Raw genomic sequence first — 23160 nt, 5'->3', positions numbered from 1 at the left:
AACCGTCCAGCTGATCATCGGTGCAACACGAACGTCTCCGCTGATTAACGGTCACGGTATTGCCACCGTGGGTGACATGCTTCTACGGTCTCCTTCTCGACCGTGATCTACGGGTGTAGACCGGTTGTGGCGTGGCGTCAGCGGAGCAGACCTGCCGAGGGGATGGTGCGCGTCGAGCTCCGCCTTCCCGTGCCGCCGATGTCGCTGGTGTGGAAGGGAGCAGGATTGTGAGCCGTACGGTCGTTCAGGGCGGACTGGTGATCACCGCCGCCGATGAGGTCCACGCCGATGTCCTGGTGGAGGACGGCCGGGTCGCCGCCCTCGCGGCGCACGGCAGCCCCGGTGCGGACAGCTGGGCCGGGGCGGCGGACCGTGTCATCGACGCCACCGGCAAATACGTCATCCCAGGGGGCGTCGACGCCCACACCCACCTGGACTTCCCCTTCGGCGGGACCTTCTCCTCGGACAACTTCGAGACCGGGACCCGCGCCGCTGCCTGGGGTGGCACCACCACCCTCATCGACTTCGCGGTCCAGTCCCGCGGCAAGTCGCTGCGCGCCGGCCTGGATGCCTGGCACGCCAAGTCCGACGCCCAGTGCGCCATCGACTACGCATTCCACATGATCCTCTCGGACGTCAACGAGCACACCCTCAAGGAGATGGACCTCCTGGTGGCGGAGGGCGTCACCTCCTTCAAGCTGTTCACCGCCTACCCCGGCGTCTTCTACAGCGACGACGGACAGATCCTGCGCGCCATGCAGCAGTCCGCCGACAACGGCGGGCTGATCATGATGCATGCCGAGAACGGCATCGCCATCGACGTCCTCGTCGAACAGGCGCTGGCCGCGGGCCGGACCGATCCGCGCTACCACGGCGAGGTCCGCCGGGTCCTCCTGGAGGCCGAGGCCACCCACCGCACCATCCAGCTGGCGCGGGTGGCCGGCGCCCCGCTCTATGTCGTCCATGTCTCCGCCGAGGAAGCCCTCGCCGAGATCGCCCAGGCCCGCGACAAGGGGCTGAACGTCTTCGGCGAGACCTGCCCGCAGTACCTGTTCCTGTCCACCGACAACCTCGCCGAGCCGGACTTCGAGGGCGCCAAGTATGTGTGCTCCACGCCGCTGCGGCCGCGCGAGCACCAGGCGGCGCTGTGGCGCGGGCTGCGCACCAACGACCTCCAGGTGGTCTCGACCGACCACTGCCCGTTCTGCTTCCAGGGGCAGAAGGAGCTCGGCCGCGGCGACTTCTCCAAGATCCCCAACGGGATGCCGGGCGTGGAGAACCGGATGGACCTCCTCCACCAAGGGGTCGTGGAGGGCAGGATCAGCCGCCGCCGCTGGATCGAGATCGCCTGCGCGACCCCGGCCCGGATGTTCGGCCTCTACCCGAAGAAGGGCACCCTCGCCCCCGGCTCCGACGCCGACATCGTCATCTACGACCCCACCGTCGAGCAGACCGTCTCCGCCGAGACCCACCACATGAACGTGGACTACTCGCCGTACGAGGGCAAACAGCTCACCGGGCAGGTCGAAACCGTCCTCTCCCGGGGTGAACTCGTCCTCGACCGACGGCAGTTCACCGGACGCGCGGGACACGGGCAGTACATCCCGCGCGGCACCTGCCAGTACCTCATCTAAGGAGTGCCGCTGTGGACTTCGGAGTTGTCCTGCAGGCCGACCCGCCCGCTTCCGCCGTTGTGTCCCTGATGCGCCGTGCCGAGCGCAACGGCTTCCGCTACGGCTGGACCTTCGACTCGACCGTGCTGTGGCAGGAACCGTTCGTCATCTACAGCCGCGTTCTGGAGCACACCGAGCGTCTGATCGTCGGCCCGATGGTCACCAACCCCTCCACCCGCACACCGGAGGTCACCGCCTCCACCTTCGCCACCCTCAACGAGATGTACGGCAACCGCACCGTCTGCGGCATCGGGCGTGGCGACTCCGCGATGCGGGTGGCCGGGCGCCCGCCCAACACCCTGGCCCGGCTGGGCGAGTCGATCGGCGTCATCCGTGATCTCGCCGAGGGCCGGGCGGCGGACGTCGGCGGGCACCGGATCCAGATCCCCTGGATCAAGAACGGCAAACTGCCGGTCTGGATGGCCGCCTACGGCCCCAAGGCCCTCGCCATGGCGGGCCAGTTGGCCGACGGATTCATCCTCCAGCTCGCCGACCCCTTCCTCACCGAGTGGATGATCAAGGCCGTACGGAAGGCCGCGGTGGACGCCGGCCGCGATCCGGCCGAGGTGACGATCTGTGTCGCCGCCCCCGCCTACGTCGGCGACGACCTCGCACACGCCCGTGAGCAGTGCCGCTGGTTCGGCGGCATGGTCGGCAACCACGTCGCCGACCTCGTCGGACGCTACGGCGAGCACTCCGGCATGGTGCCGGACGAACTGACCGACTACATCAAGGCCCGCAAGGGCTACGACTACTCCCACCACGGCCGGGCCGACAACCCGGACACCGCCTTCGTGCCCGACACCATCGTCGACCGCTTCTGTCTCCTGGGCCCGGCCGCCGCCCACATCGAAAAGCTGCGGCAGCTCCAGACGCTGGGCGTGGACCAGTTCGCGCTCTACGCCATGCACGACGCCAAGGAATCCACCATCGACGCCTACGGAGCGGAGATCCTTCCGGCGTTTGCCGGCTGAACGGGCCTGGTGTGCACCAAGCCCTTGGGGGCCGTGTCTGATAATTGATCTTGTGGTGAGTCGCGGTGAGCTGGGTTGAGCTGCTTCAGTCCTCCCTGTGACCACGCAGCTGACGGGAGTGACAAGTAAACGGCGAAGTCACGGAGTCTGGTCGCAGTCCTGACGTCCTGGTGAAGCATGTCCACGCGTTCTTGGCGGTTGGCGGCCCTGCTGTCGAACCAATTGGACCTCACCTCGATCACCACATCCAAACCGCTCCGGTCCAACGGACCCAGCCTCCGGAAGCGAATCTCCACATCGCCCGGCTGCAAGGCCCCGTCGTACGGTTCCTCGGGACACGCCACGGCCTTGGACACCAGGTGCGGCAGCGCCGAACCCAGTTCTCGGAGCTTCGATTCAGCGACACCTGGCGCATAGGTAACTTCCGCAAGCGGCATCGGACCACCCTAGGCTCGATCTGGCCGGCACGGAGTGCGGCATCCGGTACGCCGCGGAGAGTGCCGGGCTGACGCCAAAACGGGGGCCCTGGGCGCTGCGAAGCTCCTCAGATTCTGACCACCCGGGCCCTGGGCCCGACGCAAGACGACCCCTTCCTGAGCATCCAGGAGGGGACCACAGCCATATCCGTGCCTCAGGCGGCGGGGTACTCCCTGAGGAGCGCCGCTACCTCCGGGACCTTTCGGAAGGGCTTCAAGCTCTCAAGAACGACCCGCGCCCGGTCTGCCGTTCGCTCAGAGGCCCCGCCGGTAGACAGAGCCAGCATGCGTTCAGCCGTTGCTGCTGCTTCCTCCGGCTCGTTGGCGTCCGCATAGGCCACCGCCAACCATGAGAGGTAGAGCGCCAACTCTCGTGCGTGTGTTGCGTCGTAGCGATCCAAGACCTGGGACAGGAGCGGCACGGCGCGGAGCGGCCTGTGCAGTTCGGTGTAGACCCTGGCGTCCATGACTTCCAGCTCCTCCACGGACACCCAGTAAGTCCAGTCTGGCTCATCCGCGCCGTGCTCATCCGTGAGCGCTTCGTGGGCCTTGCCCAGTGCCTGAATCGCCTGTTGAGGGCGGTCGGCTCTGGTGTGTGCCCATGCCACGCGGTCCAGGAACAGCGCGCGTGCGCGGGGCGGAGCGTCCGGGCCGGCGGCGTCAACGGCGGCCACCGCCATATCCACGGCTTCACGCGGATCACCCTGATTGGCTACCTGGTAGGCGAGCGTGCCCAGAAGCTGACCCGCCAGGGTGCCATCTCCGGCTTTCTGCGCGGCAGAGAGCCCCAGTCGGTAGACCTTCTCCGCCTCCGCGTACTCTCCGGCGTCACTGGCCACCCAACCCACAATCTGGGCCAGCTCGGCAATCCCTCGGAGTAGCTCCCGCCCAACGGCAGCTGTGTGCGTGGTCGTTCGGTACAGGTCCACCGCGGATCTCAGGTCACGGCGTGCGCGCCCGATCAGGTCACGTCCGTACACCACATCGTCCGCCAGTCGAAGACCGTGCACCCGGTTGGCCAGGTCCACCACCGTGGATTGCCCGATCCGCCCGCCAAGACCGTCGACCAGCGGGGCGAACGGATCACCGGGCGGGAGGAAGTCGTCCACCGTGCGCGGTTCGGGTGGGGCGGTCGCATCCTCTACAGCCGCCGCTGCCTCTAGTTCCTCCCTGGATACCCCTAAGGCGGTAGCCAGGACCGGCAGCCATTCGCGCGGTTTCCGCTTCGCTGCCTCCCACCGGTACACGTCCTGGCGACTCAGGGAGGCATTCAGCCCCAGCATGGGCAGATCGCGGGCAACTTCGTTCAGCTTCTCCGCCAGACGTTCCTGTGACCAGCCGCGCGCTTTGCGGAGGCGTCTGATCATTGCCTGGATGGTCTCCCCAGTCATGACCCCAGTCTGGCCTACACAGAGGCATACACGCAGGCTGCTCCGGAAGCACACGGGGGCCGGAATGCTGGCCGTCATGGCAGGTTATCCGGGCAGAGACGCGGAAGCAGCGGAAGACGGCGCCTTGACGCCGTTGGACACCACGGTCCTCCGGTGGGAGAGACGACGGTGGCACCTGGATGCGTCGGCGCCGCCGCGTAACCCGTACGTGACGCCGAGTCGTTCCCTCATGGAGCGCACCCTGGCCGGGTTGTGGAGCGTGCGTGATGGCTGCCGCTGATCGCGCCCCGGTCGTCGTGATGTCTTCCGGTCCGGAGCTGGAACCCGTCGCCGTTCCTGGGTGCGACGTGTGCCAATCCTGCGACCGGGAGAGTGAGTCGGCGCGCCGGGACGGGCTCTCGTTGACCGTCCGGAGCTGTAACGCCGTAATCGCGGGCCATCCACACGGAAGGGAGGTACGGGAATGACCACGACTGAGACGCAACCCGCGTCCTTCAGATCACCCGAAGAGGTCACGGTGGGGACTGTCGTCTTCGACCGGGACGCCGACATGGTGGCCGTAGGCCGAGAGGTGAAGGGCCTGATGGTCGACCTGGAGCGGCCCACGGGCCTTATCTGGGGCGTGGCGTACGCGCGCCTGCGGCCCGGTACGAAGCGCGAGGAACGACAGCTCCAGGCCCTGGCGAAGCTCCAGCGGGCCCGGAAGCGGGGTATGCCGTGAGCTGTACCAAGTGCGCTGAGCTTGAACGTGATTTGGAGGCGGCCGAACGGGTCGGCGACCAGACCAGAGCGGTGGACTGCCGGGTGTTGCTCCGGCGTCACCCACAACACGATGGCGTACCCGTGGAGACCACTGCGCACTCCCAGAAGGGAGGTGGCACGAAGTGAGTAGGTCGCTTGGCGCCCGCAAGCCGCGGGCGATGTGAAGCAGACCAGCGCCGTGGTCAAGGACGACCGCAACGCGGGCAGGCAACGAGCCGGAAAGGCCGACCTGTTGGCCCGGATGCGGGACCGCAACAACGGCAGGCCGCCCGCTGGACAGCCCCGAGACTCCGTTCCCTTGCCGGATGCCCCATCCGGCGTCCCCCGCGTTGTCGAGCGATCCCGGCAGGGGGGCGGGCAAGACCCCGGGCGACCGCCTCACGGACAGCGGTGGCCGCCCGGGTGAACAATCACTGAGAGAACACCAGGAGGAAACGTGATCATGGTCCTTGCGAACGACGGTGGCGACAAGCTCCCCGGGGAGCCGTACCCCGGCCCGCATCAGCCTCCATCCCCTGACGGTGGCCCGGGTCAGCCGAACCCGCCCAAGGCTGCCTGACCAGTGACCACCAACGCACACAACGAGCGCCCCGGCCTGGACGGGCTGGGGCGCGCCCTCATGTCTTCAGGGGCCCTTTCCTCCGACTGGGCCCCCTCGTACGCGGCCGTTCCCCGGTCCACCGTGTTGCCGGACCTCATGTGGCCGTTCGACATGGAGGCAGGCCGGAGCGTGGCCGTTTCCAAGGCGGACGATCCCGCCAAGTGGCGGGAGTACGCGGACTCCGACGTACCGATCGTCACCCAGTGGGACGACGGGAAGCACACCGGCACCGCACCGGGCCACGTCCCCACCAGCTCCGCGTCCATGCCCTCAGTGGTGTTCCGGATGCTCCAGGATCTGGACCTTCAGCCGGGCCACAAGGCGCTGGAGATCGGCACCGCTACCACCTGGAATGCGTTGCTCATGGCCCATCGTGCGGGGCCGGGGTGTGTGACCACGGTGGAGGTGGACCGGGCGGTGGCCACGGCCGCCATGGCGACGGTGGAGCGGCTGGGAATCCCCCTTCGCGTCGTCCACGGCGACGGGTTCCAGGGCTGCCTGGAAGGGGCGCCGTATGACCGGGTGATCGCTACGTGTGGTCTCCGGTCCATCCCGTTCGCGTGGGTGGAGCAGTGCCGGCCCGGCGCCGTCATCGTGGCCCCGTGGGGGACGAACTACAGCCACGCCGACGCGGTGGCCCGCCTGGTCGTGGCGCCGGACGGTCAGAGCGCGTCCGGCACGTTCACCGGCCCCGTGGAGTTCATGAAGCTCCGGTCCCAGCGGATTGCCCACCGGGCGCATTCTGAGTACGTAGAGGGGAGCGTGGCCGACGGCGATGAATCGTCCACGACGATCACGGAAGCGGAGTTCGTCGGGGACCAGTTCGGCCCGGAGCGGTTCGCCATGGGGCTCCGCGTCCCCCAGTGCTCGTACGTCGTGGCGGAGAAGAGCGAAGGCGCACGGCCGGTCTGGTTCTACAGCCTGAGTGACCACTCATGGGCGTGTGTGCAGTTCCGCGACGGGAAGACGGCCCGGGTGTGGCAACAAGGGCCCCGCCGGCTCTGGGACGAGGTGGAGAAGGCGTTCCGATGGTGGGTCCACCGCGGAACGCCGGATCAGACCCGGTTCGGTCTGACCGTGACCGCCAAGGGCGAAAGGGTGTGGCTGGACGACCCGGCCGACTCCTGGGCCCTTTGAGACTGGCCCCGTCTGTGCGTTGACGCCGTGGCGCGTGGGCGGTGGCCTTGTCATGTCCGGCTGTGGCCGCCTTGGCGTGGCCGGGCAGCCGGCGGACGGCCGAGGATACGACGAAGGGCCGACGCACCAGCCAGCCGCGTCACCAGCCTCTTCGGACAACACACCCTGTGCTGTTCGGAGAGGCTGGTGACGCCCGTCCGTAGGCGAGCCGCAGGCGCCTGGTCACAGAGGAGCGGGGTCGGTGGTAGTTGTAGTGAATGTTCCAGACTCCCAAGGCTTCTGTCCGCTCAGTCTCGGACGCCCAGAGCCTGGCGTAGAGGAACTCCTCGGCCAAGATCCGGTTGTACCGCTCGACTCTCCCGTTGTGGCGGGGTGTGTACGGGGTGATCCGTTGGTGCCAGGAGTTGAGCAGTGCGCGGGCGAACGCGTCGGCGCGGTAGCAGGGGCCGTTGTCGGCCACGTGTGCAGTCCTCTTCTCTCCATTACGACGCGATGGCTTCAAGAACCTCGCGTAGCGAAGTGACGCCGTCAGAAGCGAGGAAGTGACCGGCTCCGGGAACCACTTCTGCAGAGGCCCCGAGCAGGTCGGCAAGACGGTCGGTGTGACCAGCCGGAACGTACGGGTCCGCGTCAGACCGGATGATCGTGAGTCGACCGATGTGGTTGCTGAGCCCGTCCACGTCACAGCCGTCTCCGATGTAGGAGTTCAGGTCCGGGAGTGCGGGCAGTTGGTCGACGAACCCGGAGACCAGCACGAGGGTGCCAAGGTGCCAGGGGTCCGGAAGTGAGCGCAGAGAGCGCAGCACGGTCAGGCAGCCCAGGCTGTGCGCGACGATTATCGAGCCCTCGTCAGGGGCTCCCAAGCCGGCGCGTACGGCCTCCGTCCACTGCGCGGGCTCTGGCTCTTGTGGGTTCGGAAGAGCTGGGATCGTGGTCGGGATGCCGTCCGCGTTGAGTTGCTCGGCAAGCCAGCCAAACCAGTGGTCTTCGGGGGATGCGCCGTAACCGTGGATGATCGAGGCACGCCGCTGGGTTGTTCCAGTTGTCATGCCGCAGGACGGTATGGGTTCACGTCAGCGTGAAGGTCAAGCCGATGAGGAGGAATCGACGGTGCTGATCAGCGAACTCGCCGAGCTGACCAGCGTGAGCGCGCGAGCGCTACGCCACTACGAGGACCGAGGACTGTTGGTCCCAGCTCGCAACAGCAGCGGGTACCGGGACTACTCCGAGTCCGATGTCACCCGCGTAGCCCAGATCAGGATGATGATCTCTGCTGGTTTGGGAACCTCGGTCATTCAGCGATATCTCGATTGCGCCCGCACCGGCGATCACGGTACTTACCTCGTGATGTGCCCCGACCTGCGGGCTGAGCTGGACGCCTTGGCTAGCCACCTCGACGCAAGGCAAGCCGAACTCCGCGAGACCCGGCGACGATTGAGCGAGCTCGCAGTTGGTTGACGCGTGTCAACAACGTCATGGCCAGCAACATCCAGGCAGTGCCGTTTGGATCACCGCGTGCTTGGCGACCAGCGCACGCGGTTCGGGCCGAGGAGTCGGAACGCCGGGCGTGGAGGCCGCGCAACTTGCGTGTCAGTGGGCGCAGTTAGGGTGCTGCTATGAAGGAACGGTGATCAAATGACTGCCTGTTCGTGGCCTTCCTTCCTGTCACCTTCGCCTGTCGAGCAGCCCGCTCACAAAGGGAGCGCAACCATGACCGACCTCTATACGATCTCCGTCGACGCGGTGGAGGGCGTCACCTGCCGCGGGCGGGTCCACATCATCAACCCCGACTCCCTCTTCGTCCCGACGGGCCGGACTTTCCCCGTCTCATTGATTTTCGAGACCTGGTTCCCGGAGGACGGCGAGGCCCCCAGTACCGCAGAACTCGGTGACGAGGATCCTTTCGTGACCGCTCAGCGCCCCGAGCTGGAGCCGATGATCTACTGCAGGCGACAGATACGTATCGACAAGGACGGCTACCTCCTGTCGTACGACGGTCAGACCCTTCTCGAACCACGCCGGCACGCGAAGGACGTGCCCGGGAAGAGCCGCGGCTCCGGACACGACGAGGTCTCCGCATACATCTCCGTGGACGTCCCCGCGGAGCACCTCATCCAGCACGCCCCCTCGATCGTCACCTCCTATGAGGTCAGCCCGCTGCGGAACGTGCCGCTGCGCAGCGACGTCCTCCGATTCAACGACGGAGACCCGCTGAGCGAGGAGGAGTTGGCAGAGGAGGAAGAGGCTCTCGAGGGTGTCGAGTTGGAGGAGGGGGAATTGATGGACGACGGTTGGAAGCTGATCATGGACCGGCCCTTCGAGGAACGACCGTATGCGGACATCACCTTCACGGTGACCGACGCCCGCTATCTGAAGCACCTCACCCCCGGCCTCCGCTGGCGCACGGCGGTCTGGCGGTAGCACCAAACGGGCCAGGCAATCGTTTGGATCAGTCGATCGTTGGTCCCGGTGTGTCGTTAAGTGATGTGCAGTGGGCACGAGTTGAGCCGTTGCTCCTGGACCGGACGCCGAAGCGGGGTGGCCGCTGGCGTGACCACTGGGAGGAGCGTAGGCGAGGAAGACGCCGACCCGGCAGTTCTCCGTCCGTCCTGCGGTCCCGGAGTACTGGCGTTGGACACCTGCCGAACGGGTTCCCTTCCCCGCGACCGCGAGATCGACCACCACGAGCTTGCCGCCCGGCACCTTGTACTCACCGTGATGCCTGCCCTGCACGCCGCTTTCCCCTCCCTCGGAGCCGCTGCCCTGCCTCACGGTCGCGCCGCCAGCCCCTCCAGCAGCCGGGGCAGCGCACTGCCGATCGGCTCGCGGATCACCTCGGCGGCGAGCTCGTCATACGGCGTCGGCGCGGCGTTGATGATGATCAGCCGTGCGCCGTGTTCGGCGGCCACACCCGCGAGCGAGGCGGCCGGCTGCACCTGCAGCGTCGTACCGACCGCGAGGAAGATCTCCGCCGCCTTCGCCACGCCCAGTGCCGTGCCGAGCACCTGCGGGTCCAGCCGCTCACCGAACATCACCGTCGCCGACTTCAGAATCCCGCCGCACACCAGACACACCGGATCCGGCTCGCCCGCGGCCACCCGCGCCAGCGCCTCCTCCATCGAGGACCGGGCATGACAGCGGGTGCAGGTCACCTTGCGTACAGTGCCGTGCAGTTCGAGCACCTTGCGTTCGGGCATCCCGGCGCGCTGATGCAGTCCGTCGACGTTCTGCGTGATCACCCGCACCGGGGTCCCGGACCGCTCCAGTCTGGCCACCGCCTCGTGCGCGGCATTCGGCCGCGCCCGGAACGCCGGGCTCTCCTGACGCATCCGCCACGACCGCCGCCGGATCTCCGGATCGCCCATGTACGTGTCGTACGTGACCAGCTTCTCCGCCTCCGGGTCCCGCCGCCACAGCCCGTTCGGCCCGCGATAGTCGGGGATCCCGGAGTCGGTGGAGACACCCGCTCCGGTGAGGATCGCGACGAGGGGGCGGCGGGGCGGCTGGTCGGGGGAGGGGGTGGTACCGGTCATGGTGCGAGCGTACGCAGTCCCTGTGGGGTGCGTCGTGTCAGTTTTCGGTGTCCGGGTGCCAGCCGGGGGCGTGGTGCCGGGCGAGTGCGTCCCAGGCGGGGGCGCCGCCGGGGAGGGGCCAGGCGCAGGTCCGGTCCGGGGCGGTGACCAGCTCGTGCAACTGCTGCCCGAGCCGTCTGTCGGCCGCCCGGGTCAGGGTTTCGACGAGCGGGGGGCACTCGGCGTGTGCCCGTTCCAGGCCGGTGACGTGCTCCTCATGGTGGCTGATCAGGGGCTGGGCGTAGCGCGTGGCCCACTGGTCCGGGAGTTCCCGGCCCAGGGCGAGGACGTGTGGGCGGCCGTGCTCGGCGAGCGCGGCCGCGAGGCGGTCATGACCGTCCAGCACCAGGAAGGTGTCGAGGCCGCTCACCCACCAGAGGAGGACCGGAGGCAGGACGCCCTCACGGTATTGGCGCCGGTACGCCTTCACCCGCGCGGTGTCGGGGCCGGGCAGTGGGCGCAACGGCAGCATGTCACGGGCGTCCTCCTCGGGATCGCCGTAGCCGAACCAGGTGATGTGGCCGATGGCCGGGTCGTGTTGCGGCAGCCGTGCCCAGTTCGGGGTGATGTCCCACCTGGGGGGAAGGCCGCGGGTGAGCTGCCAATCCCCTCCATGCAGCGGCCCGTTGGCGCTCGCCCGCAGCGCACTCGCGAAGTGATGCGCCCACCGGGCGAACCAGGCGTCGTCGTCCGGGCAGGCCTCCCGGTACGTACGGGCCGTCTCGGCGCGCAAGGGAGGTATCGGCGAGGCGTAGCGGCCGGTGCGCGCGTAGTGCACCCCGCGATGGGTGACGCGCTGCCGCGCCAGCAGGACGACCTGGTCTCCCTGGAAGAGCACCAGCCGCCGCCCGTCGGCGACTTCGGCCCGCAGCGGCGGGCGGGCCGGTCCGTCCACGCCCAGCGCCAGCCCTTCCCAGCGGACGCCCCTCGGCGGAGCGGGGGAGCGTGGTGCGCTTCATGGGTGTCGCCTCGCTTTTTCGGGGGGCGGGGGGCCGGGGGGTAGGAGTGACTCCGGGAATCGGGGACGCCGGGCTGCCGGAGCCGGGGGACGAGCCTATGGCCCGCGGGCCGGGGCGGTCTTCCCCCGGCCGGCGAGGGGTGTCCTCGGCCGGCGAGGGGTGTCCTCGGCCGGCGAGGGGTCTCCTCGGCCATCCGCGCAGGGCCTCTGCCGTGTCCGCGGGCCGTACGTATGACCCGCCGCCGCGGTGGACCGTACGTACGATCGCGAAGGGCCCGGCCGACGGGAGCGGCCGTCCCGCGCCCACCGCACCGCCTTCCCACCGCACCCCGAGGAGTCACCGTGTTCACCACCCGCCCGACCCTCCAAGGCACCTTCGGCATGGTCTCCACGACGCACTGGCTGGCGTCGCAGTCCGCGATGGCCGTCCTGGAGGACGGCGGAAACGCCTATGACGCAGCGGTGGCCGCCGGGTTCGTGCTGCATGTCGTGGAGCCGCATCTGAACGGACCGGCGGGTGAGGTACCGATCATCCTGGCCCCCGCGGACGGGCCCGTGCGGGTGCTGTGCGGCCAGGGCCCGGCGCCTGCCGGTGCGAGCGTGGCGCACTACACCTCACTGGGGCTCGACCTGGTGCCCGGCACCGGACCGCTCGCCGCCGCGGTCCCCGGCGCCTTCGACGCCTGGATGCTGCTGCTGCGCGACCACGGCAGCAAGTCCCTCGCCGAGGTGCTGCGGTACGCCATCGGCTACGCCGAGCACGGCCATCCCGCCGTCGAGCGGATCGGTGAGACCGTCGAGACGGTCCGTGCGCTCTTCGAGACGGAGTGGACCTCCTCCGCCCAGATCTACCTCCCCGACGGCCGGCCCGTCGCCCCAGGAGGGCTGCTCAGGAACCGTCCGCTGGCCGCCACCTGGCGCCGGCTGACCGCCGAGGCGGAGGCCGCCGCGACCGGCCGCGAGGCGCAGATCGAGGCCGCCCGCCGCATCTGGCGCGAGGGCTTCATCGGCGAGGCCCTCGCCGGCTTCGTGGCCCGCCCCGCCATGGACACCTCCGGTGAACGCCATGCGGGCACCCTCACCGGCGACGACCTGGCCGCCTTCTCCGCCACCTACGAGGCGCCCGTCACCCACGACTGGAACGGCTGGACCGTCGCCAAGGCCGGCGGCTGGTCCCAGGGCCCCGCCTTCCTCCAGCAACTCGCCCTGCTCCCACCGGAGTTGCCCGCGTACGGCAGCCCCGAGTACGTCCATCTGCTCATCGAGGGCTGCAAGCTGGCGATGGCCGACCGCGAGGCCTGGTACGGCGACGCCGCCGAGGTGCCGCTCGACGCTCTGCTGAGCGACGGGTACAACGCCGACCGCCGGGCCCTGATCGGCGCGCAGGCCTCGTACGAGCTGCGCCCCGGCAGCCCGGACGGCCGCACCCCGCGGCTGAGCAAGCACGCGGCGGCGGCAGCGGCGGGCGTGGACGGCTTCGACGCGCGGGGCGTCGCCGGGAGCGGAGCGGGCGAGCCGACCGTCGCACAGGGGGTGCCCGGGGCGGCCGGCCCCGGCGCGGTACCGGCGGATGTCGCCCCCGAGATCGACCGGAACGGTGCCACCCGCGGCGACACCTGCCATATCGACGTCGTCGACCGCTGGGGCAACCTGGTCTCCGCCACCCCGTCCGGCGGCTGGCTGCAGTCCAACCCCGTCGTCCCGGCGCTCGGCTTCCCGCTCGGCACCCGGCTGCAGATGGCCTGGCTGGAGGAGGGCCTGCCCAACTCGCTCACCCCGGGGCGCCGCCCGCGCACCACCCTCACCCCGTCCCTCGCACTGCGCGACGGGGTGCCGGTGATGGCCTTCGGGACGCCGGGCGGCGATCAGCAGGACCAGTGGCAGGTGCACTTCTTCCTGGCCGTGGCGCTGCGCGGGGCGGTCCGCAGCGGCCTCGACCTGCAGGGCGCCGTCGACGCCCCGAACTGGCACAACGACTCCTTCCCCGGGTCCTTCTTCCCGCGCGGGATGCGGCCGGGGAGCGTGACCGTGGAGTCCCGGATCGGGCAGGGGACCATCGACGGGCTGCGCCGGCGTGGTCACCGCGTCACGGTGGGTGACGCCTGGTCCGAGGGGCGGCTGTGCGCGGTGGCGCGCGACCCGGAGTCCGGGGTGCTGTCCGCGGCGGCGAATCCGCGGGGCATGCAGGGGTACGCGGTCGGGCGCTGAGGCGCTCCGCCGGGCCGGGTACGGGCACGCCTCCGGTGAGCACCGGGCGGCCCGGCTCCCGGCCGTGCCCGCCGCGGCATCCGGAATTCACCTGGAGTCCAGGCGTCGTGTCAGTGGCTCGTGTTTCGATGGACACATGATCGAAGCACTTCGTACCCAAGATTCGGGAGAGACCGCGATTACCCCGACTGCCGCCACCCCGCCCGCCGCGACCCCGGCCACCGCCCCGGGCGAGCCGTCGCTCGACCTGTCCGTGCTGGACCTGGCCGCCGTCGAGGCCGCCGTCCGCCGCGCCGCGGCCGACGAGATCGTGCCCCGCTTCCGGCAGCTCACCGCCGAGGACATCGTCGAGAAGAACGGGCCGCACGACCTCGTCACGGTCGCCGACCGGCTCGCCGAGGAGCACCTCACCGCCTCCCTCACGGCCCTGCTGCCCGGCTCCCGGGTCGTCGGCGAGGAGGCGGTGCACGCCGACCCGCGGGTGCTCGAAGCACTGCACGGTGACGACCCCGTCTGGATCGTCGATCCGGTCGACGGCACCCGCCAGTTCGTGCACGGCGACCCCGGTTTCTGCACGCTCGTGGCGCTCGCCCACCGCGGTGAGGTGCTGGCCTCCTGGACGTACGCCCCCGCACTCGGCCTGATGGCCATCGCCCGCCGCGGCGCCGGCGCCCAGCTGAACGGCGTACCGCTGCAGGCCGGCAGCCCGTCCTCCGGTGCGGTCCTCGATGTCGCCACGTCCCACTACGACTTCACCGACGACGACCAGAAGCGGGTGCTCGCCACCCTGGACACCGGCGGTATCGCCCCGCGCCCCTGCGGCTCGGCGGGCTTGGAGTATCTGCACATAGCCCGCGGCGAGATCGACGCCATAGCCTTCAGCTGGGAGAACGCCTGGGACCACGCGGCCGGGCTGCTGCTGGTCCATGAAGCGGGCGGCGCCAGCGGTACGGTCGCCGGACAGCCGTTCCGTATCGAAGGCGGCAACGCGCTGCCCTTCACCGCGGCGCGGGACGCCGAAACGGCGCGGCGTATCCTCGGACTGCTGGCAGCCGCCAACTGACCCTCAAGGACGAGGGCCGGACGTGAGGGGAGTGGCGCAGGTGCCGAGGATGCTCGATGCCGTGGTGATCGGAGCGGGACCCAACGGCCTGACGGCGGCCGTCGAACTGGCCCGCCGCGGCATGTCCGTGGAGGTCTTCGAGGCCCGCGGCACCATCGGCGGCGGCGCCCGGACCGAGGAGCTGACCCTCCCCGGCTTCCGCCACGACCCCTGCTCGGCGGTGCACCCCACCGGCATCGGCTCACCCGCCTTCTCCGCCATGCCGCTGGACCGCCACGGCCTCGAATGGCTGCACCCCGACCTCCCGATGGCGCACCCGTTCCCGGACGGCACGGCCGCCGTGCTCGCCCACTCCGTCGGCGAGACCGCCATGTCCCTCGGACCGCGCGACGCCGGCACCTACCGCAGGCTCATGGCGCCCTTCATCGGCAAGTGGGACACCATGGCCCACGACTTCCTGCGCACCCAGTGGCTGGGCCTGCCGCAGGACCCGCTGACCTACGCCCGCTTCGGCCTGGTCGGGATGCAGCCGGTCAGCCTCCTCAACTGCCGCTTCCAGGACGAGAAGGCCCGCGGGCTGCTCGCCGGGCTCGGCGCCCACGCCAATGCCCCGCTCAGCGGCTTCGGGACCTCCGGTATGGCCCTGATGTTCGCGCTCGCCGCGCACCACAAGGGCTGGCCGGTGCCGCGCGGCGGCTCCCAGGCCATCTCCGACGCGCTCGCCGGGCTGCTGCGCGCCCATGGCGGAGTGGTGCACACCGACTTCGAGGTCAAGCGGCTGGACGATCTGCCGCCGGCCCGCGCGTATGTCTTCGACACCTCACCGACCGCGCTCGCCCGGATCGCCGGACTGGGCAACGCCTACCGCGAGGTGAAGTACGGCCCCAGCGTCTTCAAGATCGACTACGCGCTGTCCGCCCCGGTGCCGTGGAGGGCCAAGGAGGCCCAGCGCGCCGGCACCGTCCACATCGGCCCCACCAGCGGCGAGATCGGCGCCTCGCTCAACGCCGCCACCCACGGCCAGGACCCCTCCGTCCCCTTCCTGATCACCGCTCAGCCCAGCCTGATCGACCCCACCCGCGCCCCCGAGGGCAAGCACACCTTCTGGGCGTACGGCCATGTCCCCCACGGCTGGGAGGGCGACGCCACCGACGTCGTCGAGCGGCAGATCGAGCGCTTCGCCCCCGGCTTCCGCGACCTCGTGCTGGCCCGTGCGGTCGCCGGCCCGCCCCAGATCGCCGCCCGCAACGCCAACTACGTCGGCGGCGACACCGCCACCGGCTCCGCGGCCGGTCTGCGTCTGCTCATCCGCCCCAAGCTCGCCCGGGTCCCCTACGAAACCGCGCACCCCGCCGTCTACCTCTGCTCCCAGGCCACCCCGCCCGGCCCCGGCGTCCACGGCATGTCAGGCCACTACGCCGCCAAGGCGGTCTGGCGCCGTCTGCGCGCCAACCGCCGCTGACCAACGGCCCGTTCGGCGCCCCGCCGTGCGGGCGGGCTCCCCGCACCCCGCCCCCGCCCGTCGTTCGCCGCAGATCCGCTGGACACCGCCTAGGCTCAGCCACCATGAGCACCTCCCTCACCCTCATCCAGGGCGACATCACCGAACAAGCCGTGGACGCCGTGGTCAACGCCGCCAACTCGTCGCTCCTCGGCGGCGGGGGAGTGGACGGCGCGATCCACCGGCGCGGCGGCCCGGAGATCCTCGACGCCTGCCGCGACCTGCGTGCCGCGCAGTACGGCCGCGGCCTGCCCACCGGCCAGGCCGTCGCCACCACTGCCGGCCGGCTGCCGGCCCGCTGGGTCATCCACACCGTCGGCCCGGTCCACTCCGAGACCGAGGACCGCTCCGCCCTGCTCGCCTCCTGCTACCGGGAGTCCCTCCGGATCGCTGACGAGCTGGGCGTGCGGACGGTCGCGTTCCCGGCCATCTCCACCGGCGTCTACAGGTGGCCGATGGAGGAGGCCGCTCGCATCGCGGTGGAGACCGTGCGGGATACGGAGACGGCAGTGGAAGAGGTGCGGTTCGTCCTCTTCGACCAGCAGGCGTACGCGGTCTTCGCTGCGCTCGTCGACTGACTACGGCAGAAACGAGTGCAGCGTGGCGAAGGCGCGCCTGCTCCCTCCACTGAGCTACGGGCGCTGAGATACGAGTGCTGAGCTACGGCTGCTGACCTGCGGAAACGCAGGCTCAGCCGGTGCCGGGTCCGGCGGTCCTGGTCCGGTAGGTGAGCCGGAGCGCCATGAGGGTGGAGACGGACCGCAGCCACCGGGCGACGTCCTGGTCGCCTTCCACGGTACGCACCACGGACGCCGCCGACTGCAGCCAGCCACGTACCAGTTGGGCCGCGGCGCCGCCCGGCACCGGCTCGGGGAGCGCCGCGGCGTACCCGGCCCCGCCGCTGCGGACGACTTCGGCGAGGAAGGCGACCGCGCGCGGAAGGACGCGCTGCCGGTCGAGTACGACGGCGGCGCCCACCGCCCCGTCCCCGAAGAGCGTGGTGCGGTGCGGGCCACCGAATCCGATGCCGTAGCGCAGCAGCGCCGTGACATCCAGCGTGGCGAGTTCGTCGTCGGTCCTGCCCGGGGAAGGTGAGGGATGCATACCTGTCTCGGAATCGGTCACTTCACGGTGACGGTGTAGGTGTGGTAGGTCGGACGGCTCGATGCCGGTGCGGCCGTGGAGCCGGCGGGCGGGGGCGGGGAAGCCGTGGCCGAGTCGTCGCCCTGGTCGATGCAGGCGTGCACAGGGCAGTGGATCAGCCGGATCGTGGTGCTGCCCCGGCCGACGGCCTTGAAGCGGAAGAGCTGGCTGCCGCCGCCTGCCCCGTCCGCCTCGCTCCCCGAGTTCTCCTGATCCTCGCCCGCCGCGCGCACCACACGGGCGGCGGGCTTCGGCTCGGCCACGTACCAGCGTTCGCCGAGCGAGGCGTTGGAGGGCACGGAGAGCGTGAACTCCTCGCCGGAGTCGGCCTCGATGGCGGTCTCGTCCGTGTCGTACGTGCTGGGCCCGATGAGACCGCACCCCGTGAGGGCGGTGAGGACGATGAGGGCGGTGAGTGCCGGTGTGAGTGCCCGGCGAAGGGCGGTGTCCGGGAATTGAGTACGCATCATGGATCGCTTCAGTCGGCGGGCAGGTGGACGGCGTAGGCGTCGGGCATGCGGTTGTCGGAGGCCTTGTCCATGCGGCCGTTGACGAAGTCGTCCTCACTGACCCAGGTGGTGGTGCCCCACGGGTTGTAGACCTGGAGCATGTCGCCCTCCTGGCCGATGATCATCATCGCGTGACCGGAGCGCTCATCGTCCTTGTTGTACCCCTCGACGCCGATCGGCACCGGCTTGCCCTCGGCCACGGACTTCTCGATGTCCGGCAGCACATCGCGCCGGGCATCGGCGCTCCTGGTCTCCTGGAAGTCGTACGACGCTCCGGTGTGCGGGCTGATCTCCTTGTCGACCACGGTGGTCTTGCCGTCGTTGTCCATGCCGTCGGGGTGCCGGGAGAACGGGAAGTCGTAGTCGTAGTTCCCGTCGCCCTCGTCGTGCACCCGCTGCTGTTCGGCGCCCAACCGGTCGCGGAACGCCTCGGGGTCGTCCTCCTGGCCGGACGGGCCGCCGGTGAGTTCAAGGGCGTAGACGGGGTCGACCATGGCCCGTGCGCTCACGGTGGAGGACGGAACGCAGGTGTTTCCGTCCTGCGACCACCGCTCGCCGTTGAAGGCCTGGTCGTCGGTGTTGTTGTTCCTGCCGTCCTTGGCGCGCCCCTCGTTGTCCATGCTGTCCGCGGCGGTGGTCACCGGGGTGAGGTGGCGCTGGAGCCAGGCCGGGTCCTTGCCATGGATCTTTCCCTGGAATTCCGACACGGCGTTCAGGTCGTACCCCGCGGCCAATGCCTTGACCAGGTAGGCGCGTTCCTGCGGCGACTTGGAGTCGGCGAGCATCTTGTCGAACGCGGCGCGGTCGCGGGCGCTCATCTTCTCCATGTACTGACCGGAGCGTTCGAGGTCGTTCGCGCTGAGCAGCTCGTTCATCTCCGCCGGGCCGTCGGGGCCCGCGGTGTCCGCGAGGGCGAGTTTGTCGGCGGCGGAGAGGCCACTCGTGTGCATCTTGCCGGCCCGCGCCTCGGAGGCGAACTTGTTGAGGTCACGGGCGGCCGCGCGGGCCGCGTCGTCGGCGGACCGTGCCGCCGAGCGCATCTTGTCGACACCGGCGCCGGCCACCGTGCCGGCCCGCCAGATCGCGTCCTCCTCCTCGTCGGTGTCCACCATGTTGTCGAAGAAGCCGTCCTCGGCACCGAGAATGGACAGCGCCTCGCGCAACTGGCCGCGGCCGGTCTCGTCCAGTTTCTGGGCGTCGTCGACCGCGTCACTCAGGGACAGCAGCGCATTGCCCCCCTTCTGCAGGGCTTCGGTCATCTGCTGGGCCGCGCGGGCCGCGGCCTGGACGACCTCGGACGCCGCCACGCCGGATTTCCCCACCCAGACCTCCGGCAGGCCTGACGTGGCCACCTGGTCGACCTTGACGGCTACCTCTTCGGCGGACTTCGACTGGGTGCGGTAGCGCTTGCCCAGCAGTTCGAGTGTGCCGGGGGAGCCGACCGGGGCCGGGACGGCGAGGGCGGTATTGATCTCGGCGATCATCTCGTTCTTGTCGTCGCAGTCGAGGAGCCGCTTGTAGCACTCCTCCAGCTTGGCGCGACGCTCCGTGGTGGATCCCTGCTCAGCCATCGAGTGTGGAAAGGCCTTTGTGTGCGATGCGGTCGGGGGACGGAAAGCGCGGGCCGGCCTCAGCCGAAGGGGGAGGGGCCGGTCACGGCGGCAGGCCTCGTCGACACCTGGGAATCTCCGGCGCTGCCCGCCGAGTTGACCTGGGCGATCACTTCGTGGTCGGCCTGGTCGTAATTGGCCCGGGAGGCACGGACCTTGCCGGCGAGTTCGTGGAGCGCGCTTTCGAGCGTCTTCGCTTCGTCCTGCCAGGCGGTGGAGAACGACCGGTAGGCGGGGCCGGAATCGGTGCCGCCGAGTATGTCGTCGTCGAAGCGGACCGCGTCGGCTATGGCGGACTTGATGTCGCCGGTGTCGTCGCCCGCCGAGTCGAGCTTGTCCGCCTCGGCGTCCATGCCGCCCTGTTGGACGTGGTATCCGGACTGGCCGGCCATCGATCCCCCGAGTGTTCTGTGATGTCCGCACATGGCGTCGGACGCCGAAACGGCAGCATGCCCATGACACGCTGCCGCAAGACGACGCCCGAGTGGAGCTCATCTTAACGGTGCGGCGGGCGGCCGGGCGGCGGGTCTTTGCCGCCGTCCCCGCGAAAGCGATGCCGGTTCCTCCACCGACGGAGGACAACGGGAGGACCGCGCCCTCCCTGGTCACCCGACGTTGATGTCGGATTCTCGCCAGCCGAAGGGCCCCGGCTGAGGAATCCTGAAGGCATGCACACCGACACCGAGCGCTGTCTGCGCGCCGTGCAGTCCAAGGACGCCCGCTTCGACGGCTGGTTCTACACCGCCGTCCTCACGACCCGTATCTACTGCCGTCCCAGCTGCCCCGTGGTGCCTCCCAAGCCGGAGAACATGCGCTTCTACCCGAGCGCGGCCGCCGCCCAGCAGGCCGGTTTCCGGGCCTGCAAGCGGTGCCGCCCGGACGCCAGCCCGGGGTCCCCGGAGTGGAACGAGCGGGCCGACCTCGTCGCCCGCGCCATGCGGCTGATCGCCGACGGCATCGTCGACCGCGAGGGCGTCCCCGGACTCGCGGCCCGGCTCGGCTACAGCACCCGGCAGATCGAGCGGCAGCTGCTGGCCGAGCTGGGGGCCGGCCCGCTCGCCCTGGCCCGCGCCCAGCGGGCGCAGACCGCCCGGCTCCTGGTGGAGACCACCGCACTGCCGATGGCCGAGGCCGCCTTCGCCGCCGGTTTCGCCAGCATCCGCACCTTCAACGAGACGGTGCGGGAGGTCTTCGCCCTGTCCCCGACGGAGCTGCGAGCGCGCGCACGGCCCGGCCCTCGGGGGACGGTGCCCGGTGCGCTCGCGCTGCGACTGCCCTTCCGGCAGCCGCTCAACCCCGACAACCTCTTCGGGCATCTCGCCGCCACCGCCGTCCCCGGAGTCGAGGAGTGGCGGGACGGCGCCTACCGCCGGACCCTGAACCTCCCCTACGGGCACGGCATCGTCGCCCTCGCGCCCCGCCCCGACCACATCGACTGCCGCCTCTCCCTCACCGATCTGCGCGATCTGGCCGGCGCCATCGCCCGCTGCCGCCGGATGCTCGACCTCGACGCCGACCCGGAGGCCGTCGACGGGCTGCTCCGTGAGGACCCGCGACTGACCCCGCTCGTCGACAAGGCACCCGGCCGCCGGGTCCCGCGGACGGTCGACGCCGACGAATTCGCGGTCCGCGCCGTCCTCGGCCAGCAGGTCTCCACCGCGGCGGCCCGTACCCACGCCGGACGGCTGGTCCGTGCGCACGGCGAACCGATCGCCGACCCGGGCGGCGGCCTCAGCCAGCTCTTCCCGTCCGCCGCCGCGCTCGCCGGGCTGGACCCGGAGCAGCTGGCGATGCCCCGTACCCGCCGGGCCACCCTCACCGGCGTCATCGCCGCCCTCGGCTCCGGTGCGCTGCAACTGGGCGTCGGCAGCGACCGGGACGCCGCCCGGGCGCAGCTCGCGGCGCTGCCGGGCATCGGCCCCTGGACCGTCGAATGCATCGCCATGCGCGCGCTCGGCGACCCGGACGCCTTCACCCCGACCGACCTCGGTCTGCGCCGCGCGGCCGCCGGCCTCGGCCTGCCGCACACCCCGGCGGCCCTCATCCGGCACTCCGCGCTCTGGCGCCCGTGGCGCGCCTACGCCGTCCAGTACCTCTGGGCGACCGACGACCACCCCATCAACCACCTCCCGACGAACTGAGCCCACCACCATGACCGTTCACGCACCCGAACCCACCGCCCCCGTCACCCACACCGTCCTGGACGGCACCCCGGTGGGGCCGCTCACCCTCGTCGCCGCCGGCGAGGCCCTCAGCGGCCTCTACATGACCGACCAGCGCCACCGCCCGCCCCAGGAGACCTTCGGCGACCCGGCGGGCCCCGACGAGCCGCCGTTCGCCGAGACTATCGCCCAGCTCCAGGCCTATTTCCGCGGCGAGTTGACCACCTTCGACCTGCCGCTCGCCCTCCACGGCACGCCCTTCCAGCGGCGCGTGTGGGCGGCGCTGTGCACGATCCCGTACGGCGAGACCGTCTCGTACGGGCAGCTCGCCGAGCGGCTCGGCGCCCCGTCGGCGTCCCGCGCGGTCGGCCTGGCCAACGGACGCAACCCGGTCGGCATCATCGTCCCCTGCCATCGCGTCGTCGGCGCCAACGGCAGCCTCACCGGCTACGGCGGCGGCCTCGACCGCAAGCGCCGGCTGCTCGCTTTCGAACGGACGGAGGACGGCCTGTTCCCGGCGGAGGCGTGCGGGTGACCCGGCGGTCCGTACGGACGCACCCGACACGCTCAGCCCGCGCCGCGGCCGGCCCTAGCCGCCCGTCACTGCCCGTACCTCCGCCACCAGTTCCTCCGCCGCCGTCAGTGACCGGCGCAACTCCTCGTCCGTGCGGCCGAGTTCGCCGAGCAGGGCGGTGGCACGGGCATCGAAGCCGGGCGGTGTCTCCGGCATCGCCGCGGCCGCCGCGAGTGCGCCCTTCTCGTTGAGGCACCAGACGCGGTGATGGGCGTGCAGGGCCTGGACCAGGTCGCCGACGGCGCGGGACAGGCACAGGGCCGCATGCAGCACGTCCCGGGCCGCGTACGACTTGCCCGCCATCGCCACCGAGAACCCGGCGTCCCAGACCCCGTCGCGGGTGAGCGCCTTGCGGAGGGCCTCCGGGTAGTCCTGGGTCTCGTGGCGGAGGCGGGCCAGTTCGCCATCGGTGTCGGCGAGCACCCGGCCCAGTGCCGCCTCGCCCGGGTAGGCGGGGGACCAGAAGCCGAGCGGGTGGCCGGCCTGGATGCCGATCTCGAAGCGGCCCGCGCGGCACTCCTCCCACACCTGCCGCACCCGGTCGACGTCCCGCAGGATCCAGTCCACATGACGGCCGTCGGGCAGCACCAGCCAGGCCCCGCCGTTGACCCATGAGCCCCAGGTCCCCGGCCCGTACACCTCGACGGGACCGCCGGTCACCTCCGCGGCCAGCGTCTCCAGCGCCACCAGATCCGGCTCACCCCGGTAATAGACACCCAGATCCCAGTCGGAGTCCGCCCGATGAGTGCCCCGCGCCCGGCTTCCGCCGAGCATCACCCCGACAACTCCCGGCACCTGCGCGACCTGTGCTGCGATCTCTTCCATGACGCTCAGCCTAGGCAGCAC

General features: G+C 70.5%; 21 protein-coding genes and 2 pseudogenes. 12 read left to right on the top strand and 11 right to left on the bottom strand.

Features of this window, described 5'->3' with window-relative positions:
- Positions 1 to 227: 227 nt before the first annotated feature.
- Positions 228 to 1634: a dihydropyrimidinase gene (gene hydA / locus SLV14N_RS07205; protein WP_208680263.1), complete on the top strand. Its 1407-nt coding sequence runs from the start codon at positions 228 to 230 to the stop codon at positions 1632 to 1634.
- Between the two features lie 11 nt (positions 1635 to 1645).
- The gene (locus tag SLV14N_RS07200) at positions 1646 to 2647 is read left to right on the top strand and encodes a TIGR03842 family LLM class F420-dependent oxidoreductase (RefSeq protein WP_208680262.1); all 1002 of its coding nucleotides are present in this window, start codon (positions 1646 to 1648) and stop codon (positions 2645 to 2647) included.
- Positions 2648 to 3278: 631 nt separating this feature from the next.
- On the opposite strand, the gene SLV14N_RS07195 is transcribed toward SLV14N_RS07200, so the two are convergent.
- On the bottom strand, positions 3279 to 4514 hold the full coding sequence (locus SLV14N_RS07195; RefSeq protein WP_208680261.1) for a helix-turn-helix transcriptional regulator: 1236 nt from the start codon (positions 4512 to 4514) through the stop codon (positions 3279 to 3281).
- Positions 4515 to 4977: 463 nt separating this feature from the next.
- Between SLV14N_RS07195 and SLV14N_RS07190 the strand changes: the two genes are divergently transcribed.
- Both SLV14N_RS07190 and SLV14N_RS07185 read left to right on the top strand, forming a co-directional pair.
- Positions 4978 to 5235, top strand: a complete 258-nt coding sequence (locus tag SLV14N_RS07190; protein ID WP_208680260.1) for a hypothetical protein — start codon at positions 4978 to 4980, stop codon at positions 5233 to 5235.
- 603 nt (positions 5236 to 5838) lie between these two features.
- Positions 5839 to 7014, top strand: a complete 1176-nt coding sequence (locus SLV14N_RS07185; protein ID WP_263268621.1) for a protein-L-isoaspartate(D-aspartate) O-methyltransferase — start codon at positions 5839 to 5841, stop codon at positions 7012 to 7014.
- Positions 7015 to 7064: 50 nt separating this feature from the next.
- Here the strand turns inward: SLV14N_RS07185 and SLV14N_RS07180 are convergent.
- Together SLV14N_RS07180 and SLV14N_RS07175 are read right to left on the bottom strand one after the other, a co-directional pair.
- Positions 7065 to 7474: pseudogene (locus SLV14N_RS07180) on the bottom strand (integrase core domain-containing protein); the annotation flags it as partial.
- 22 nt (positions 7475 to 7496) lie between these two features.
- Positions 7497 to 8063, bottom strand: coding sequence for an alpha/beta hydrolase (locus SLV14N_RS07175; protein WP_263268620.1), 567 nt, complete (start codon positions 8061 to 8063; stop codon positions 7497 to 7499).
- 61 nt (positions 8064 to 8124) lie between these two features.
- On the opposite strand from SLV14N_RS07175, the gene SLV14N_RS07170 reads away from it, so the two are divergent.
- Both SLV14N_RS07170 and SLV14N_RS07165 read left to right on the top strand, forming a co-directional pair.
- Positions 8125 to 8472, top strand: a complete 348-nt coding sequence (locus SLV14N_RS07170; protein WP_208680257.1) for a MerR family transcriptional regulator — start codon at positions 8125 to 8127, stop codon at positions 8470 to 8472.
- Between the two features lie 252 nt (positions 8473 to 8724).
- Positions 8725 to 9435 carry a hypothetical protein gene (locus tag SLV14N_RS07165; protein ID WP_263273428.1) on the top strand — a complete coding sequence of 237 codons (711 nt, stop codon included), beginning with the start codon at positions 8725 to 8727 and terminating at the stop codon, positions 9433 to 9435.
- 144 nt (positions 9436 to 9579) lie between these two features.
- Here the strand turns inward: SLV14N_RS07165 and SLV14N_RS07160 are convergent.
- The 3 genes and pseudogenes from SLV14N_RS07160 to SLV14N_RS07150 form a co-directional block, all read right to left on the bottom strand.
- Positions 9580 to 9672: pseudogene (locus tag SLV14N_RS07160) on the bottom strand (transposase); the annotation flags it as partial.
- 110 nt (positions 9673 to 9782) lie between these two features.
- Positions 9783 to 10547, bottom strand: coding sequence for a Sir2 family NAD-dependent protein deacetylase (locus tag SLV14N_RS07155; protein WP_263268619.1), 765 nt, complete (start codon positions 10545 to 10547; stop codon positions 9783 to 9785).
- A gap of 37 nt (positions 10548 to 10584) precedes the next feature.
- On the bottom strand, positions 10585 to 11481 hold the full coding sequence (locus SLV14N_RS07150; protein ID WP_263268618.1) for a hypothetical protein: 897 nt from the start codon (positions 11479 to 11481) through the stop codon (positions 10585 to 10587).
- Between the two features lie 405 nt (positions 11482 to 11886).
- Between SLV14N_RS07150 and SLV14N_RS07145 the strand changes: the two genes are divergently transcribed.
- The 4 genes from SLV14N_RS07145 (at position 11887) to SLV14N_RS07130 (ending at position 16894) form a co-directional block, all read left to right on the top strand.
- Complete coding sequence (locus tag SLV14N_RS07145) at positions 11887 to 13752, top strand: gamma-glutamyltransferase family protein (protein ID WP_263268617.1); 1866 nt, start codon at positions 11887 to 11889, stop codon at positions 13750 to 13752.
- A gap of 136 nt (positions 13753 to 13888) precedes the next feature.
- A complete protein-coding gene (locus SLV14N_RS07140; protein ID WP_208680253.1) occupies positions 13889 to 14815 on the top strand; it encodes an inositol monophosphatase family protein in 927 nt (308 codons plus the stop codon).
- A 40-nt stretch (positions 14816 to 14855) separates the two neighbouring features.
- The gene (locus SLV14N_RS07135) at positions 14856 to 16277 is read left to right on the top strand and encodes an NAD(P)/FAD-dependent oxidoreductase (protein WP_208687754.1); all 1422 of its coding nucleotides are present in this window, start codon (positions 14856 to 14858) and stop codon (positions 16275 to 16277) included.
- Positions 16278 to 16381: 104 nt separating this feature from the next.
- Entirely contained in the window at positions 16382 to 16894 is a 513-nt protein-coding gene (locus SLV14N_RS07130) for an O-acetyl-ADP-ribose deacetylase (RefSeq protein WP_263268616.1), read from the top strand.
- Positions 16895 to 17006: 112 nt separating this feature from the next.
- Here the strand turns inward: SLV14N_RS07130 and SLV14N_RS07125 are convergent, their stop codons facing one another.
- Genes SLV14N_RS07125 through SLV14N_RS07110 form a run of 4 tightly spaced genes read right to left on the bottom strand, consistent with a single transcriptional unit; the run spans position 17007 to position 19970 of the window.
- A complete protein-coding gene (locus SLV14N_RS07125; RefSeq protein ID WP_263268615.1) occupies positions 17007 to 17420 on the bottom strand; it encodes a hypothetical protein in 414 nt (137 codons plus the stop codon).
- A 17-nt stretch (positions 17421 to 17437) separates the two neighbouring features.
- The gene (locus SLV14N_RS07120; RefSeq protein WP_208680251.1) at positions 17438 to 17929 is read right to left on the bottom strand and encodes a protease inhibitor I42 family protein; all 492 of its coding nucleotides are present in this window, start codon (positions 17927 to 17929) and stop codon (positions 17438 to 17440) included.
- Between the two features lie 8 nt (positions 17930 to 17937).
- On the bottom strand, positions 17938 to 19539 hold the full coding sequence (locus SLV14N_RS07115; RefSeq protein WP_263268614.1) for a peptidoglycan-binding protein: 1602 nt from the start codon (positions 19537 to 19539) through the stop codon (positions 17938 to 17940).
- Between the two features lie 59 nt (positions 19540 to 19598).
- Positions 19599 to 19970, bottom strand: a complete 372-nt coding sequence (locus SLV14N_RS07110; protein WP_208680249.1) for a hypothetical protein — start codon at positions 19968 to 19970, stop codon at positions 19599 to 19601.
- 276 nt (positions 19971 to 20246) lie between these two features.
- Here SLV14N_RS07110 and SLV14N_RS07105 point away from each other — a divergent pair, with 276 nt between their 5' ends.
- Together SLV14N_RS07105 and SLV14N_RS07100 are read left to right on the top strand one after the other, a co-directional pair.
- Complete coding sequence (locus SLV14N_RS07105; protein ID WP_263268613.1) at positions 20247 to 21719, top strand: DNA-3-methyladenine glycosylase 2; 1473 nt, start codon at positions 20247 to 20249, stop codon at positions 21717 to 21719.
- A gap of 10 nt (positions 21720 to 21729) precedes the next feature.
- Positions 21730 to 22275, top strand: a complete 546-nt coding sequence (locus SLV14N_RS07100; protein WP_208680247.1) for a methylated-DNA--[protein]-cysteine S-methyltransferase — start codon at positions 21730 to 21732, stop codon at positions 22273 to 22275.
- A gap of 54 nt (positions 22276 to 22329) precedes the next feature.
- On the opposite strand, the gene SLV14N_RS07095 is transcribed toward SLV14N_RS07100, so the two are convergent.
- Positions 22330 to 23139, bottom strand: coding sequence for a DUF4037 domain-containing protein (locus SLV14N_RS07095; RefSeq protein WP_208680246.1), 810 nt, complete (start codon positions 23137 to 23139; stop codon positions 22330 to 22332).
- Between the last annotated feature and the right edge of the window lie 21 nt (positions 23140 to 23160).

Origin of the sequence: Streptomyces sp. Je 1-4 4N24, from assembly GCF_026239515.1 — a bacterium.
GTDB classification, from domain to species: domain Bacteria; phylum Actinomycetota; class Actinomycetes; order Streptomycetales; family Streptomycetaceae; genus Streptomyces; species Streptomyces nigrescens.
This window is presented reverse-complemented; position numbering and strand designations above follow the sequence as displayed.